Origin of the sequence: Allobosea vaviloviae (assembly GCF_001298265.1) — a bacterium.
In the GTDB taxonomy this organism is placed as follows: domain Bacteria; phylum Pseudomonadota; class Alphaproteobacteria; order Rhizobiales; family Beijerinckiaceae; genus Allobosea; species Allobosea vaviloviae_B.
This window is the reverse complement of the sequence record NZ_LGSZ01000031.1, coordinates 14,572-29,929: the sequence shown is the minus strand read 5'-3', so window position 1 is coordinate 29,929 and position 15,358 is coordinate 14,572. Positions and strand designations below refer to the sequence as shown.

Below are 15,358 nucleotides of genomic sequence, written 5' to 3'. Positions count from 1 at the left end.
ACGGGCGACGCGCGTGCGCGGCACTTCCGTCGCGGGCTCGGCTGCGATAACCCGCAGTCCCATGACAACTGACGCCAGCACGACCGAAGCTCCCGCCGGCATGGGCGCGACCGACTTCAGCTTCCATCTCCACGCGCGCGACGGGGCGGCCCGCACCGGCGAGATCCGCATGCCGCGAGGCGTGATCCGGACTCCCGCCTTCATGCCGGTGGGGACCGCCGCGACGGTCAAGGGCATGTATCCCGAGCAGGTGAGGGCGCTCGGCGCCGACGTCGTGCTCGGCAACACCTACCATCTGATGCTGCGGCCCGGCGCCGAGCGGGTCGCGAAGCTCGGCGGGCTGCACCGCTTCATGAACTGGCCGCATCCGATCCTGACCGATTCCGGCGGCTTCCAGGTCATGTCGCTGGCCAATCTGCGCAAGCTGACCGAGGAGGGCGTCACCTTCCAGTCGCATATCGACGGCTCCAAGCACATGCTCAGCCCCGAGCGCTCGGTCGAGATTCAGAACCTGCTCGGCTCCGACATCGTCATGCAGCTCGACGAGTGCGTCTCGCTGCCCTGCGAGGACAAGGTCGCCGAGAAGGCGATGCGGTTGTCGCTGCGCTGGGCGGAACGCTGCAAGGCGGCTTTCGGCGATCCGGCGGGCAGGGCGCTGTTCGGCATCGTCCAGGGCGGCTCCGTCCCGGCCCTGCGCGTCGAGAGCGCGCGCGAACTCGTCGCCATGGACCTGAAGGGCTACGCCATCGGCGGGCTGGCCGTCGGCGAGCCGCAGGACGTCATGTTGGCGATGATCGAGACAGTCGAGCCGCATCTGCCGGTCGAGAAGCCGCGCTACCTGATGGGCGTCGGCACGCCCGACGACATCGTCCAGGCGGTCTGCCGCGGCATCGACATGTTCGACTGCGTGATGCCGACCCGCGCCGGCCGTCACGGCCAGATCTTCACCCGCTTCGGGCGGATGAACCTCAAGAACGCCAAACATGCCGACGATCCGCGCCCAGTCGACGAGGCCTCGTCCTGCCCCGCCACCAACGGCTGGTCGCGCGCCTATCTCCACCACCTCGTCAAATCCGAGGAGATGCTCGGCAAGATGCTGCTGACCTGGGTCAACCTGGCCTATTATCAGGAGCTCATGGCAGGGCTTCGCGCGGCGATCGCGGCCGGCCGGCTCGCTAATTTCGTGGCGCAGACCAGGGACGACTGGGCCAGAGGCGACAGCGCCGGCGAGCCGGCGTGATCGACCCCTGGTTTCTGCTGCTGGCCTTGAAGATGGCGACTGCGGCGGCGGTCGTCGTCGGCTGCTCGCTGCTGGCCGAGCGCAGCGGTCCGATGATCGCGGCGATGATCGCGACCCTGCCGATCTCGATCGGTCCGGTCTACGTCTTCCTCGCGCTCGACCACGACGCGGCCTTCATCGCGCAGGGCGCGCTCGGCAGCATGAGCGCAAATCTCGCCAATGCGGCGCTCTGTTTCGTCTATGTGCCCCTGGCGCAACGGTTCGGTACGGTCCTCTGCCTCAGCGCGGCGGTGTTGGCCTGGTTCGCGGCGTTGCTGCTGCTGCGGGCTCTGGAGCTGCCCTTTGCCGTGCTGCTGGTCACGACGGTCGTTGTCTATGGCAGCCTGCACGGTCTTTTTCGGCGCTATAGCGGGGCCAGGCCATCACATCAGCCGAGCAGGCCCTGGTATCTGATCCCGATGCGGGCCGGCTTCGTGGCGACACTCGCCGCCGTGGTGACGACGCTCAGCACCCAGGTCGGCCCGGCCTGGTCTGGGGTTCTGGCGGCGCTGCCGGTGGTGCTGACCAGCATGATCGCCATGCTTCAACCCCGGATCGGCGGGCCGGCGATGGCCGCCGTCCTCGCCAACAGCGCGCTGCCCCTGATCGGCTTCGGCATGGCCATCGGCTCGGTTCACCTCAACGCCGTGCCGCTCGGCTCACCTCTGGCGCTGACGCTGGGGCTCGCCATCAGCGTCGGCTGGAACCTCGCGCTGATGCGGCTAAGCCGGGGCGCGCGCTGAACGACGCCAGGACGCGATGAACAGCCCGCTGATGATCAAGCCGATGCCGGCGACCTGAAGCCCGGTCGGGATTTCGCCGAGGACGGGGATGCCCAGGAGCGTCCCGATGACCGGGATCGTCGGCGGGAAGCGCCCCGCCACCGCCGGTCCCAGCGCACGGGCGGCCAGGCTCCACAGCCACAGGCCGAGCACGACGTTAAGCACGCCCTGGTTCAGCCCGTGCAGCACGATGACCCACCATGGCGCGACATCGAAGCCGCGGAAGAAGAACAGCGCATAGAACGGCAGGTAGGCCATCGACAGCACGGCGACGACGCTCGTCACCTTCAGCGCATCGAGCCGCCAGAGCTGCACCAGCAGGGGATACATGCCCCAGATCAGCCCGACGCCGACGAAGCAGAGATCACCGAACAGGATCGACGGATTGGTGTGGGTCGTCCCGGCGATGCCGAGGCAGATCAGGCCGAGCAGAACCCCGGCGATGCCGAGCACGAGCTGGCGCGTGATCACCGCCCCGAACATCACGACGCTGCCGATGATGCTGATGACCGTGACCAGCCCCGGCCCGATCGTCGCGCCATGCGCAGCCGGCGCATAGGTCACGCCGGTCAGCAGCAGGAAGCTCATCGGGAAGCCGCTCATCATGGCGAGCGTGACGCCGCGTCCCCAGCCGACGCCGCCGCATGTCGTGAGGCCTCGCGCGAGAAAACCGGGCAGCAACAAAAGGCCGGCGACGCCGAAGCGCATGGCGAGAAGATCATGCGAGGTCAGGCCGTTGAGGACGGCATGGCGACTGATGACGAAATTGGAGCCGAAGATCAGCATGGCCACGACCATGCCGGCAAATGCCAGCCGCCAGCGACGCGTCTCGCGGCTCTTGTTCACTTCGGACAACGGTGCCGTCTGATCCATTGCGCCGGTATCGCGCGAATGCTGGGGCGGCGTTAGCGCGGCAACTGCATGGCGCCTGCGCGCCGTGTTCGCGGGCGCAGCATGCCCAAACCGATCTGCGGGAAACAATTGGAGACGAAACACCGCAATTGCTCCCTGCTTCGGCCGCTGTCGCGCCGGTCGACGCATGTTCTCTGCGCTGCATTCACGGAGGATTGATCGACATGTCGGGTTCTGTTTTCACGGCTGCGGCGGGGGTCCTGCGTGGCGTCGGCAACCAGGCGGCCATCTCGGGCGCAGCTTCGGCGCTGGCTGCGGGGCTCCCCGCGATCCCGGGCGGGATTTCGCTGCCCTTCACGAGCTCGGCTGCGGAGCAGGGCGATTCCGGGCTGAGCCGGGGGCAGGGCTGGGTCTCGCCTGTGGCATCGGATGGCAAGATCCGCGACCGCCATCATGATGCGGCGGCTGACGCTGCGCCGCTGCGGGCCTCCGAGCTGCCTGGCCTGCTGAGCCCGGCCGCGATCGTGATGCCGATGGCGCTGGAATGGACGCAGCCGGTCGTCGAGGTCGCGGCCTTGCCTCAGGCGCGATCCGTGCGCGCCGCCACCAGCGAGCCGCGCAGCCGGAGCGTCCAGGCGCAGGCGCTTCCGCCGCGCCGTCCCGCCACCGACCGCGGCGTGACCTTGGCCGAAGCGCCGCCGCTTCAGATCGCTCCCGTGGCAGCGCATCTGGCGGCGAACAATCCGTCGTCTGCAGAAGCGGCAAAGCCGCAGCAGCGCAGCGTGCTGGGCGTGAACGTCCACGGGCCGGTGTCCCGCGTCGGCGACGCGGTCTATGGCGCGGTAGGCCTCGTCGGCGCGGCAGGGAGCTGGACGCTGTCGCGCGCCTCGGACCTGCTGCCGCGCCTGTGAGTGGTCAGGCCAGCGCCTTCAGCGCGGCCCGGCCGGCATAGACAGCCTGCGCGCCGAGCTCCTCTTCGATGCGCAGCAGCTGGTTGTACTTGGCGGTCCGGTCCGAGCGCGCGAGCGAGCCGGTCTTGATCTGCCCGCAATTGGTGGCGACCGAGAGATCGGCGATGGTCGAATCCTCGGTCTCGCCCGAGCGATGCGACATCACCGCGGTGTAGCCGGCGCGCTGCGCCATCTCGACGGCGGCCAGCGTCTCGGTCAGCGAGCCGATCTGGTTGACCTTCACCAGGATCGAGTTCGCCGTCTTCTCCTTGATGCCGCGCGACAGGCGCGTCACATTGGTCACGAAGAGGTCGTCGCCGACGAGCTGGCACTTGCTGCCGACGAGATCGGTCAGCGCCTTCCAGCCCTCCCAGTCGTCCTCCGACATGCCGTCCTCGATCGAGACGATCGGGTAGCTGCCGACGAGCTTGGCGAGATACTTGGCCTGCGCCTTGGGATCGCGGCTCTTGCGCTCGCCTTCATAGAGGTAAGCGCCGTCCTTGAAGAACTCGGTCGCGGCGCAGTCCAGCGCCAGCGCGATGTCCTCGCCGGGCTTGTAGCCGGCCGCCTCGATCGCCGACATGACGAAGTCGAGCGCCGCTTCCGCCGATTTGATGTTGGGGGCGAAGCCGCCCTCGTCGCCGACATTGGTGTTGTGGCCGGCGTCGTGGAGCTTCTTCTTCAGCGTATGGAAGATCTCCGAGCCCATCCGCAGCCCCTCCGAGAAGGAGGGGGCGCCGATCGGCATGATCATGAATTCCTGGAAGTCGATCGGGTTGTCGGCATGGGCGCCGCCATTGACGATGTTCATCATCGGCACGGGCAGGACGCGCGCCTGCGTGCCGCCGACATAACGGTAGAGCGGCAGGCCGGCCGCTTCGGCGGCCGCCTTGGCCACGGCGAGCGAGACGCCGAGGATCGCGTTGGCGCCGAGCTTGCTCTTGTTGGGCGTGCCGTCGAGTTCGATCATCGCCTGGTCGATGGCGACCTGGTCCTCGGCGTCCATGGCGACGAGCTGTTCGGCGATCGCGACGTTCACGACCTCGACGGCCTTCAGCACGCCCTTGCCGAGATAGCGGCTCTTGTCGCCGTCACGCAGTTCGACCGCCTCATGCGCACCTGTCGAGGCCCCTGACGGGACCGCCGCGCGGCCCATCGAGCCGTCTTCCAGCACCACGTCGACTTCGACCGTCGGGTTGCCGCGCGAATCGAGGATCTGGCGGCCGATGATGTCGATGATCGCGGTCATGGGAGCTCCGTGGCAGGGCGGGAAGGGACGTCAGCCGCGCTTCTAGCCAACGGCTTGACGATCGGAAAGCCTCAATCCGCGCCCGCGGATGATGGCGACCGATTTCGGGGGGCGTGCGCAAACCGTGACGTTTGCCTTGTTGTCGCCAGCGTCCGGCCCGCGTCTTGCGGTTCTCCCGATGTTTAGAGCCGACTGTTTCATCGGGAGACGACCATGTTCCAGATCATGCCCAACAGCCCCCGCCCGTCCCTGGCGGTGGTCCTCGCCTCGGTCGCCGTCACCCTGGCGTGGTGGGCGGGACTGTGCGCCTTCGCCGGCCGGGCCGTCTGGTTCTGGTGATCAGGGATCGTCCTCGGTACGGACATAGCCGCCGACGAGGAAGCCGCTCTGGAGCGCGAAGAGATAGCCGACCCAGACCAGGACGCTGAAGAAGCCGAATTCCCCGCGCACCAGCCAGAGTGGGACCATGACCAGCGTCATCGCCAGGCTCGCCGCGATGATCGCGAGAAAATTGCAGGTCAGGCCGATCAGGATGCCGATGAGAAACAGGATCGCGGCAATGATCATCGGTCGGCGGATCGCTTGTCCAGGACGCCGCAGTGACATCTGCCGGCCGGATAAGCGTCTTAGCGGTGCGACCGCTCCGATCCTGTTTAAGGTCGCGGCGCGATTTGAATCGAATTGACGGCATTGAGTGCGCCGGTGCCGTTTGCCGGGCCGGCGCGTCAGTGTTTCCGTGAGCTGAGATGGCTGCGAAAATCGGTTCCCACGACCTCGCGCTATGCTCTAGAAGGCGGCAAACCTCAGGAGCCTCCGATGTCGATCGACGCCTCGACCCTGCAACTCGGGCACCATGCCGAGCTGCCGGCCTCACCGGATGAGGCGCGCCTCGACCGCGTGCCCAATCCGCACCAGGGTACGTCTTACCTCGCGCGTTTCACCTGTCCCGAATTCACGTCGATCTGTCCCGTCACCGGACAGCCCGATTTCGGCATCCTCGTGATCGACTATCTGCCGGGTCAGTGGCTGGTCGAATCGAAGTCGCTGAAGCTCTATCTCGGCGCCTTCCGCAACCACGGTGCCTTCCACGAGGACTGCACGGTGGGAATCGGCAAGCGCCTGGTCGATCTGCTCGCGCCGGAGTGGTTCCGGATCGGCGGCTACTGGTACCCGCGCGGCGGCATCCCGATCGACGTGTTCTGGCAGACCGGGGAGCCGCCCAAGGGCCTCTGGCTGCCCGATCAGGGCGTCGCGCCCTATCGCGGGCGCTGACCGGCAACGCCTCGCGGGCGAGAGCTAAGTCAGGACGCGATCACTGCGACAGGCGCAGGCTGGTGAGCGACTGGCCGATCGACTGGAAGGCGGCGGCCAGCGCGGCGGCGTTGGTCGCATCGTAATAGTGGTCCGAGTCGGTGGCGCAACCCTGCAGCATCGTCTTCGCCGCGACGTCGGTCACGGCAAAGGCCACGGTAAAGACCTCGATCTTCTTCGCCTTGGCCTCGGTGCAGACGCTCGTCGTATCGCTGTTCACCTTCGTGACCTGGGTCGCGGCGGTCTTGGCGGTGGTGCTCAGGTTGGAGTGGGTGCCGTTCGTGTTGAAAACCCTGGTGTTCGCGCCGTCGGTCATCAGCACCAGAGCCTTGCGCGGCAGCTTGTTGGCGGTGTCGTAGGCGCCGCCTTCCGAGAAGGGAGCCGCGTTCGACAGGATGTTGACACCCCAGACCATGCCGTCGGGAATATAGGTCGACGGCTTGTAGCTGCCGACATTGATCACCAGCCCGTCGATCGCGCTCGTCAGCGTCGCCTTGTTGTTGGTCAGCGGCACGATCGGGCTGAGGCAGCTCTGGCTGGTCTCGACGAAGCCCTTGTAGAGCGTCGTGGGGGTCTGGTCCGGGAGAAGCAGCGTCGTGCCGCTGTTGCGCGTGTAGACGCAGCCGTACCACTTGTAGTTCGTCGTCTTCGTCGTTGTTTTCTCGGGCGTGCCGCCGCTGCACTGCTGGTACGGCGTGACCGGCTGGGTCGTGCAGGTCTGGGGCGTGCAGTCATAGTTTGATGGCACGCCGTCGGTATAGCTCGTGCAGGTCTTGGGCGCGCCTTTGGTGCAGACCTGTTTCGTGCTGACCGTCGTGCAGGTGTAGGGAACAGCAGGGGTCGTGGTGGTCTTGACGTCGGTGTAGTCAGCCGGCACCGAAATCCAGGACGCCCCGCGATTGCCCGTGCCGACATTGACGTAGTCGGCGAAGGGCACGATGCCGATCTTCACATTCGTGCCGCCCGAGGCCAGCACGGTCTCGACGAGGCTCTTGGCGGCGGCCTTCAGCACCGTGATCTTGGAGTCACTGCTGCCGGCGCTTTCGGACATCGACCAGGTGTTGTCGAGGACGAGCGCCATCTCGACCGTACCCGTGACTTCCTTGACGGCGGCCGACCTGGCGCTGAAGCCCATTGTCTTGAAGCCGACGATCGACATCAGCGACGTGTCGAGCACGCCGCTGGTTTCGACCGTCACGGTCCCGGTCGTGGACGCGAAGGTGAAATTCGTGATCTGAATATTGTTGCCGTCGATGCCGGCCGTGTTCGCCACGAAGAAGTTGTTCGCTGCCGTCCGCATCGCGGTCGGGTCCTTGCTCGGGAGGCGAGCCGCCGCCAAGGCGGCGGAGTCGGTGGCCGCCTGCAGGGAGGTATGAGCCTTGGTCAGTCGGCCATAGTCGACGACGACGCCCGCCAGGCAAATCAACCCCACCGCGGAAAACGCGAAGATCGTGATCGTGGCGCCTGACTCGTTCCTGCGGAACCGGCGTGCAAGCTTGCAAAGCGAACTCATGAACTGGCTCATCGCGGCATCTCGTTTGGCGCAAGGGCCTCGCAGTACGTTGCGCGTCTGCGAATTTGCGAATGGTTGCTCGATAGAACCAAGCTTTGGCGCACAGATATTGAGATTCCGTTCCGACAACCGTCGAAACATGGTCCTGTTTCAGGGTTCCGGGCGTGGACCGGTCAGGTCCGGCTTCCGGCGAGCGGCATGATGCGCGGGGTGGCGTAGCCGAACGCTGCGATGGCGAGCGAGAACAGCAGGATCGCGGCACTCGTCCCCAGGACATGCATCGCGAAACCCATCACCAGCGGCCCCGTCGCCTGGCCGAGGAAGAAGCAGCAGGCGAACAGCGCCATCGCCGAGCCGCGCGCGCCCGGCGCGAGTTCGGTCGCCTGCGCCTGGAAGGTGCCGTGCAGCAGAAAGAAGCCGAAGCCCTGCAGCCCGAACAGCGGGATCGCGCTCCACCAAGGCCAGTCGAAGGCGAACAGGGCTAGCCCCGCGGCGCAGATCACGCCGCCGGTTCGGGTCATCAGTTTCGGCCCCAGCCTCTCCACGAGAATCCGGGTCGACAGGCCGTAGACCAGGCAGCCGAAACCCATGCCGGCAATGACGAGGCCAGCCTGGGCCGGGCCGACGCCCGAGCGCTCGAACAGGATCGCGGCGACATAGGCTGGGATGCCGAACAACAGGATGCCCTCAGTGATCACGAGGCCGTAGAGCAGCTTGGTGCGCGGGTTCGAGAAGACGGTCCGGTAATTGGCGAGCGCGCCCGCGACGCTGAGCGTCTGGCGCGTGACGTTGCGGCGCGGCTTCAAGACGACGGCGACAAGGATCGCGGCCAGCGTCGCGATGACTGCCGCCGAGAGGAAGGCGGCACGCCAGCCGATATGCGTGGCGATGAGTCCCGAGCAGGCGGAGCCCGACATCTGCCCGATGATCATCAGCACTGTGAAGCGCCCCAGCGCAACCTGGCGCTCCTGCATCGGCGCGCGGTCGCCGATCGCCGCCATGGCGATCGGGATGATCCCGCCGGACGCGATTCCGGTGACCGCGCGGACCACGGCCATCACCTCGAAGGACATCGACAGCGCGGCGACGGTGGAAAACAGGGCCAGGGCCACCAGGCAGATCAGGATCGTGCGGATCTTGCCGATCGCATCGGCGAGGGGCCCCAGAAATGGCTGCCCCAGCGCATAGGACAGCGAAAAAGCCGTCACCATCGCCACGATATGGGGGATGCTGCGGCCGAACTCGCCGGCGAGCGTCGGGATCAGCGGATCGATGATCCGCATGGTGAAGGTCGATGCGAAGCCGCAGGCGCCGAGGATCAGGATCAGCGGAGCCAAGGACATCGGCGCCGGCGCGGAGGGCGGCGCCAGCGGGGGCGTGTCAGACATAAGCCAGCGTAGGCCTGGGCTTGGCTTTGGCAAGTCGATCAAAGCCTTGCAGCTCTGCGATCAGCGCAGGGAAGGCGGAGAGCGGCACCATGTTGGGGCCGTCGCAAGGAGCGTTGTCGGGGTCTTCATGGGTCTCGATGAACACGCCGGCAACGCCGACGGCGACCGCCGCCCGCGCCAGCACGGCAACGAATTCGCGCTCGCCGCCCGAGGACGAGCCCTTGCCGCCCGGCTGCTGGACCGAATGCGTGGCGTCGAAGATCACCGGGGCGCCGGTCGTCTGGGCCATGATCGGCAAGGCGCGCATGTCGGAGACCAGGGTGTTGTAGCCGAAGGAGGCGCCCCGCTCGGTCAGCAGGACATTGGGGTTGCCGCTCTCGGTAATCTTGGCTGCGACATTGACCATGTCCCAGGGCGCCAGGAACTGGCCCTTCTTCACATTCACGACACGGCCCGTGAGCGCGGCCGCGACCAGCAGGTCGGTCTGGCGGCAGAGATAGGCCGGGATCTGCAGAACGTCGACGCATTCCGCCACGGCGGCGCATTGACTCGCTTCGTGCACGTCGGTGAGGACGGGTAGCCCGGTCGCCTCGCGGATCTCGGCGAAGACAGGCAGGGCTGCCGCAAGCCCCATGCCGCGCGCGGCCCGCACACTGGTCCGGTTGGCTTTGTCGAAGGAAGTCTTGAACACGAGGCCGATGCCGAGCTGGTCGGCGATCTCCTTGAGTGCGAAAGCCATTTCGAGCGCGTGCTCGCGGCTTTCCATCTGGCACGGGCCGGCGATCACGGAGAGCGGCAAGCCGTTGCCGAAGCGAACCGGAGACGCAAGGTCGGCGCCGACGGAGACGATGGCGTTGGCGGTCATGGGCGGCGTCCCCTTTGCGGTCAGGTGCCGGGCTTATGTCCGCCAGGCCCGGCGGGTCAAGCCAAACCGAACGCAGATGCGGATAGTCTGCGACATTGCGTCGAACGGACTGGCGAAGCAGCGGAGAGGTCTGTAAATTCATCGGCGAGGCATTATGTCGGGTGGGAAGCGCCAGGGACCGATCTTGAGGACAAACGGCATCATGACCAGCCAGGCAGGACACACCGGGGCGACGCGCGATGCCGTGGCGCCGCCGGTTGCCGTGGTCGGACCGAGGGGAATGGCCGATCGCCCCACTCGGCGGCCGCCACCGAGCGATGGCGGCCGTGACGGCGCCGGCACGGCAGTCCTGACCCGGACCCGAACCCGCAAGCCCAATCTCTATCGTGTCCTGCTTTTGAACGACGACTACACCCCGATGGAATTCGTCGTTCACGTTCTCGAACGCTTCTTCCAGAAGGATCGCGCCGCGGCCACGCAGATCATGATGCATGTGCATCAGAACGGCGTCGGCGAATGCGGGGTTTTCACATATGAGGTCGCCGAGACGAAGGTCACGCTCGTCATGGATCTTGCGCGCAAGCACATGCATCCGCTCCAATGCGTGATGGAGAAGAAGTAAAGTCTTGAGTTCGCTCACCCATCTGAAATCGGAATAGGAGCGCAATCCGTGCCGAGTTTCTCGCGCAGTCTCGAACAGGCGCTTCACCGCGCCCTGGCGCTCGCCAACGAACTTCACCACGAATACGCCACGCTGGAGCATCTGCTGCTGGCATTGGTCGATGATCAGGACGCGGCCGCCGTTATGCGCGCCTGCAGCGTCGATCTCGACACGCTCAGGCGCAATCTCGTCGATTACATCGACGCGGAGCTGGCCAATCTCGTCACCGATGGGCGCGACGATTCGAAGCCGACAGCCGGCTTCCAGCGCGTGATCCAGCGCGCCGTCATCCATGTCCAGTCCTCGGGCCGCGAGGAGGTGACCGGCGCCAATGTGCTCGTCGCGATGTTCGCCGAGCGCGAGAGCCACGCCGCCTACTTCCTGCAGGAGCAGGACATGACCCGCTACGACGCGGTCAACTACATCAGCCACGGCATTGCCAAGCGACCGGGCGCCAGCGAGCCTCGCCCGATCCGCGGCGCCGAGGAGGAACCCGAGCAGCAGCGCGATTCGCGCGCCGCAGATCCGGGCAACGACGCCGACAAGGACAAGAAGAAGAAGGAGAGCGCGCTCGACGCCTATTGCGTCAACCTGAACCGCAAGGCGCGCGACGGCCGCATCGATCCGCTGATCGGCCGCGAGGCGGAGGTCCAGCGCACCATCCAGATCCTCTGCCGTCGGCAGAAGAACAACCCGCTGCTCGTCGGCGAGCCCGGCGTCGGCAAGACCGCGATTGCCGAGGGCCTGGCGCTCAAGATCATCCGCGGCGAGGTGCCCGAGGTGCTGGAGGACGCGACCGTGTTCTCTCTGGACATGGGCACGCTGCTGGCCGGCACGCGCTATCGCGGCGATTTCGAGGAACGCCTCAAGCAGGTGATGAAGGAGATCGAGGCGCACCCCAAGGCGATCATGTTCATCGATGAGATCCATACGGTGATCGGAGCCGGCGCGACCTCGGGCGGGGCGATGGATGCCTCCAACCTGCTCAAGCCCGCGCTGGCATCGGGCGGCCTGCGCTGCATCGGCTCGACCACCTACAAGGAATACCGCCAGTATTTCGAGAAGGACCGGGCGCTGGTGCGCCGTTTCCAGAAGATCGATGTCAACGAGCCCTCGATCCCCGATACGATCGAGATCCTCAAAGGTCTGAAGCCCTATTTCGAGGAGTTCCACAAGCTGCGCTACACCAACGACGCCATTAAGGCGGCGGTGGAGCTTTCGGCGCGCTACATCCATGACCGCAAGCTGCCCGACAAGGCGATCGACGTGATCGACGAGACCGGCGCTTCGCAGATGCTGGTGGCGGAGAACAAGCGCAAGAAGACCATCGGCGTGAAGGAGATCGAGGCCGCGATCGCCACCATGGCGCGCATCCCGGCCAAGACCGTGTCGAAGGACGACGCAGAGGTCCTGCGCAATCTCGAGACCACGCTGAAGCGCACGGTCTACGGCCAGGAAAAGGCGATCGAGGCTCTGTCCTCGTCGATCAAGCTGGCTCGCGCCGGCCTGCGCGATGGCGAGAAGCCGATCGGCTGTTATCTCTTCGCGGGTCCCACCGGCGTCGGCAAGACCGAGGTGGCCCGCCAGCTCGCAGCCTCGCTCGGCGTGGAGACAGTGCGCTTCGACATGTCGGAATACATGGAGCGGCACACGGTTTCGCGGCTGATCGGCGCCCCTCCGGGCTATGTCGGCTTCGACCAGGGCGGCCTGCTGACCGACCAGATCGACCAGCACCCGCATTGCGTGCTGCTGCTCGACGAGATCGAGAAGGCCCATCCAGACCTGTTCAACATCCTTCTTCAGGTCATGGACCACGGCAAGCTGACCGACAATAACGGCAAGCAGGTCGATTTCCGGAACGTCATCCTGATCATGACCACCAATGCCGGCGCCGCCGACATGGCGCGCAACGCCTATGGCTTCACCCGGACCAAGCGCGAGGGCGACGATACCGAGGCGATCAACAAGCTGTTCGCTCCGGAATTCCGCAACCGGCTCGATTCCGTGATCTCCTTCGGCCATCTGCCGAAGTCGGTCGTCGCCCGCGTCGTCGACAAGTTCGTTCTGCAGCTCGAGGCGCAGCTCGCCGACCGCAACGTCACGATCGAGCTCTCGGACGAGGCCCGCGAATGGCTGGTCGAGAACGGCTATGACGAGGCGATGGGCGCCCGCCCGATGGCCCGCCTGATCCAGCAGACGATCAAGACGCCGCTCGCCGACGAGGTGCTGTTCGGGCGTCTCAAGAACGGCGGCGCGGTCAAGGTCGTGGTGGTGCAATCGGAGACCGGCATCAAGGTGCTGGGCCTCGAATTCCCCGACGGCCCGGTCAAGCCCAAGCCGGAGAAGGATGTCGCGGCTGCCGGCGAGAAGCGCGAGCGCAAGCCACGCGCCAAGGCGACCTCCGCGGCAAAGCCTTCCCCGGCCAGCCCGAACCGCGGCGGTGGCAAGGCCGGCAAGACCGATGGCGGCGGCAAGGGCCCCGAGGCGCCCAAGGCGCGCTCGGTCCGCACCGTCCCCAAGGTTCCGCTGACGAAGGCTTGAGAGCGTGTTTTTCAGGCGCAAGACCGACACCCTTCTCGCCCATGCTGCGGAGCCTGCGCCCGAGCGGGCTCCCGCGCGTCGGGAGAAGCTGAGCTGGTTTGAAAAGCGCGACCGGCGTCGGCGCCGGCGCAAGGTGTTCGAAGAGGTGCTGGGCTGGATCCTGGTGCCGGCGTTCATCTACGGCATCTACCTGGCGGTGAAGGCGGTCGGGGGAATTCCCAAGGAGCTGATCGATTTCGGCAACGAGCTGATCGGCATCCTGTTCAAGGGCGGGCGCTGAGGCGGAGGGCTTTGCAGCCGGTGCAGGGCCGCCCGTCCGCCGCCGGGTCTCGGTTTGACCGGACGGGCGCGGTAGGAAGAACGCCATAGCCCTCCGATCTCCGGCGGGTGCCACCGAGGCCGAGCAGGCAGCCACAGCTTCATGAGAGTCGGGGAAGACTGGGGTTGGGGGCGCGTGGCGCTCGCCGGCATGCGCGATGCGCTGTCGCTGCCGGCCTGGGTCGTCGGCTTCGGCCTGATCGGCGTCGGTTCGCTGGCCAGCGATGTCGGCTACCCCGTCGAGGTCGCGGTCTTGTCGACGATGCTGGTCTGGGCCGGCCCCTCTCAGGTGATCTTCTTCGCCTCGATCGCGGCAGGCGCCGCCTGGAGCGCGATCGCGATCGCCGTCGGCTTCGCCTCCTTGCGCTTCCTCCCGATGACGGTCGCGATTCTGCCGCTGCTGCGCCGGCCGGGACAGGGCGTCGGGGTGCAGCTTCTGCTGGCCCATTACGTCGCCGTGACGGCCTGGACGGAGGGGCTTCGCCGCTTGCCGGATGTGCCGCCGCCGCAGCGCGTGGCCTATTTCCTCGGCTTCGCCAATACCTGCATGGCGATGAGTTCGCTTGGGACCTTCCTCGGCTACTACCTGATCGGCGCCTTGCCGATCCCCTTCGCGGCCGGGCTGATGTGCCTGACGCCGATCTTCTTCCTGGCCTCGCTCTCGGCCGGTTTACGCCACCGCGGCGATGTCGCGGCGATCGTGCTCGGCCTCGCGCTCGCGCCGATCTGCGACCGCTTCATCGGCGGCGGCTTCGACTTGATCGTTGCCGGGCTGATCGCCGGAAGCATCGCCTTCGCTCTGCGGCCCGGGAAGAGCGCGCCGTGACCCAGCCGATCGCCTGGCTCGACGGGCCGCTTTGGCCCTATCTCGCGCTGCTGCTCTTCGCGGTGCTGCCGACGGAGATCTGGCGCTGGCTCGCGGTCGCCTTTTCGCGACGTCTCGATGCCAACTCGCCGGCGCTGGAATGGGTGCGGGCTGTCGCCACCGCGCTGCTCGCGGGGATCGTCGCCAAGCTGATCGTGGCGCCGCCGGGGGCGCTCGCCGCCGTGCCGCTGGGGCTGCGGGTTGCTGCGCTTGCGGTCACGCTCGGCGTCATGCTGTTCGATCGCAGGCGGGTGCTGCTCGCCGTGCTGGCCGGCGAGGCGACACTGATCGGCGGCGCCTGGTGGCTGCTGCCCGCCTGACCTGAGCGATCAGAGGGCGTCGAGCGCGTCCCTGATCTTGTCGGCATTGGCCATCAGCACATGCATTTTCTCCATGGTGCCGGTGTGGGGCCGCAGCGCTACGCCGTCATGGCGCGGCATGACATGGACGTGCAGATGGAACACGACCTGCCCGCCGGCTGCCTCGTTGAACTGCTGGACCGTGACGCCATCGGCATCGAAGGCAGCCTTGACCGCGCGAGCGAGCTTCTGCGTCGTGAGGGCGACCGCCTTGAGCGCATCGGGCGGCGCATCCAGCAGATTGCGGCAGGCCGTCTTGGGGATCACTAGCACATGGCCGTCGGCCCGCGGCATGATGTCCATGATCGCCAGCGTCTCGGCGTCCTCATAGACGGTGTGCGACGGCAATTCACCGCGCATGATCTTGGCGAAGACATTGGTGTCGTCATAGGCGGTCATGCGAAATCCAGGGCAGGCGAGGGAAT

General features: G+C 66.6%; 17 protein-coding genes. 10 read left to right on the top strand and 7 right to left on the bottom strand.

All coding sequences use genetic code 11. The features are described 5' to 3' along the window. The first annotated feature begins 100 nt into the window (after window positions 1-100). Complete coding sequence (gene tgt / locus AE618_RS08955; protein WP_054208719.1) at window positions 101-1,240, top strand: tRNA guanosine(34) transglycosylase Tgt; 1,140 nt, start codon at window positions 101-103, stop codon at window positions 1,238-1,240. Then, window positions 1,237-2,022 carry a hypothetical protein gene (locus AE618_RS08950; protein ID WP_248310801.1) on the top strand — a complete coding sequence of 262 codons (786 nt, stop codon included), beginning with the start codon at window positions 1,237-1,239 and terminating at the stop codon, window positions 2,020-2,022. The genes tgt and AE618_RS08950 overlap by 4 nt, the downstream gene beginning before the upstream one ends. On the opposite strand, the gene AE618_RS08945 is transcribed toward AE618_RS08950, so the two are convergent. Then, entirely contained in the window at window positions 2,002-2,907 is a 906-nt protein-coding gene (locus AE618_RS08945) for a DMT family transporter (protein ID WP_248310811.1), read from the bottom strand. The genes AE618_RS08950 and AE618_RS08945 overlap by 21 nt on opposite strands. Before the next feature lie 230 nt (window positions 2,908-3,137). Between AE618_RS08945 and AE618_RS08940 the strand changes: the two genes are divergently transcribed. Then, window positions 3,138-3,824: a hypothetical protein gene (locus AE618_RS08940; protein WP_054208717.1), complete on the top strand. Its 687-nt coding sequence runs from the start codon at window positions 3,138-3,140 to the stop codon at window positions 3,822-3,824. A 4-nt stretch (window positions 3,825-3,828) separates the two neighbouring features. On the opposite strand, the gene eno is transcribed toward AE618_RS08940, so the two are convergent. After that, window positions 3,829-5,112 carry a phosphopyruvate hydratase gene (gene eno / locus AE618_RS08935; RefSeq protein ID WP_054208716.1) on the bottom strand — a complete coding sequence of 428 codons (1,284 nt, stop codon included), beginning with the start codon at window positions 5,110-5,112 and terminating at the stop codon, window positions 3,829-3,831. Window positions 5,113-5,325: 213 nt separating this feature from the next. Here eno and AE618_RS29040 point away from each other — a divergent pair, with 213 nt between their 5' ends. After that, entirely contained in the window at window positions 5,326-5,451 is a 126-nt protein-coding gene (locus AE618_RS29040) for a hypothetical protein (protein ID WP_282568498.1), read from the top strand. Here AE618_RS29040 and AE618_RS08930 read toward each other — a convergent pair whose 3' ends face one another. Continuing rightward, window positions 5,452-5,679, bottom strand: coding sequence for a hypothetical protein (locus AE618_RS08930; RefSeq protein WP_054208715.1), 228 nt, complete (start codon window positions 5,677-5,679; stop codon window positions 5,452-5,454). 249 nt (window positions 5,680-5,928) lie between these two features. Between AE618_RS08930 and queF the strand changes: the two genes are divergently transcribed. Further along, window positions 5,929-6,384, top strand: a complete 456-nt coding sequence (gene queF / locus AE618_RS08925) for a preQ(1) synthase (protein ID WP_054208714.1) — start codon at window positions 5,929-5,931, stop codon at window positions 6,382-6,384. A gap of 40 nt (window positions 6,385-6,424) precedes the next feature. Here the strand turns inward: queF and AE618_RS08920 are convergent, their stop codons facing one another. From AE618_RS08920 to kdsA, 3 genes are all read right to left on the bottom strand, one after another. Next, window positions 6,425-7,936, bottom strand: a complete 1,512-nt coding sequence (locus tag AE618_RS08920) for a vWA domain-containing protein (protein ID WP_197280732.1) — start codon at window positions 7,934-7,936, stop codon at window positions 6,425-6,427. A 173-nt stretch (window positions 7,937-8,109) separates the two neighbouring features. After that, window positions 8,110-9,324: an MFS transporter gene (locus tag AE618_RS08915; protein ID WP_054208712.1), complete on the bottom strand. Its 1,215-nt coding sequence runs from the start codon at window positions 9,322-9,324 to the stop codon at window positions 8,110-8,112. Beyond that, window positions 9,317-10,189, bottom strand: a complete 873-nt coding sequence (kdsA, locus tag AE618_RS08910; RefSeq protein ID WP_054208711.1) for a 3-deoxy-8-phosphooctulonate synthase — start codon at window positions 10,187-10,189, stop codon at window positions 9,317-9,319. Before kdsA ends, AE618_RS08915 begins: the two co-directional genes overlap by 8 nt. A gap of 280 nt (window positions 10,190-10,469) precedes the next feature. Here kdsA and clpS point away from each other — a divergent pair, with 280 nt between their 5' ends. The 5 genes from clpS (at window position 10,470) to AE618_RS08885 (ending at window position 14,894) form a co-directional block, all read left to right on the top strand. Continuing rightward, on the top strand, window positions 10,470-10,811 hold the full coding sequence (gene clpS, locus AE618_RS08905; RefSeq protein ID WP_054208876.1) for an ATP-dependent Clp protease adapter ClpS: 342 nt from the start codon (window positions 10,470-10,472) through the stop codon (window positions 10,809-10,811). Window positions 10,812-10,859: 48 nt separating this feature from the next. Beyond that, window positions 10,860-13,391: an ATP-dependent Clp protease ATP-binding subunit ClpA gene (gene clpA, locus AE618_RS08900; protein WP_054208710.1), complete on the top strand. Its 2,532-nt coding sequence runs from the start codon at window positions 10,860-10,862 to the stop codon at window positions 13,389-13,391. A gap of 4 nt (window positions 13,392-13,395) precedes the next feature. Next, entirely contained in the window at window positions 13,396-13,671 is a 276-nt protein-coding gene (locus AE618_RS08895) for a hypothetical protein (RefSeq protein ID WP_054208709.1), read from the top strand. 141 nt (window positions 13,672-13,812) lie between these two features. Next, window positions 13,813-14,535 (top strand): AzlC family ABC transporter permease, encoded by a 723-nt coding sequence (locus AE618_RS08890; protein WP_082365110.1) that lies wholly within the window; start codon window positions 13,813-13,815, stop codon window positions 14,533-14,535. Beyond that, window positions 14,532-14,894 (top strand): AzlD domain-containing protein, encoded by a 363-nt coding sequence (locus AE618_RS08885; protein ID WP_248310800.1) that lies wholly within the window; start codon window positions 14,532-14,534, stop codon window positions 14,892-14,894. Before AE618_RS08890 ends, AE618_RS08885 begins: the two co-directional genes overlap by 4 nt. Before the next feature lie 9 nt (window positions 14,895-14,903). Here AE618_RS08885 and AE618_RS08880 read toward each other — a convergent pair whose 3' ends face one another. Continuing rightward, on the bottom strand, window positions 14,904-15,332 hold the full coding sequence (locus AE618_RS08880) for an HIT family protein (protein ID WP_054208707.1): 429 nt from the start codon (window positions 15,330-15,332) through the stop codon (window positions 14,904-14,906). Between the last annotated feature and the right edge of the window lie 26 nt (window positions 15,333-15,358).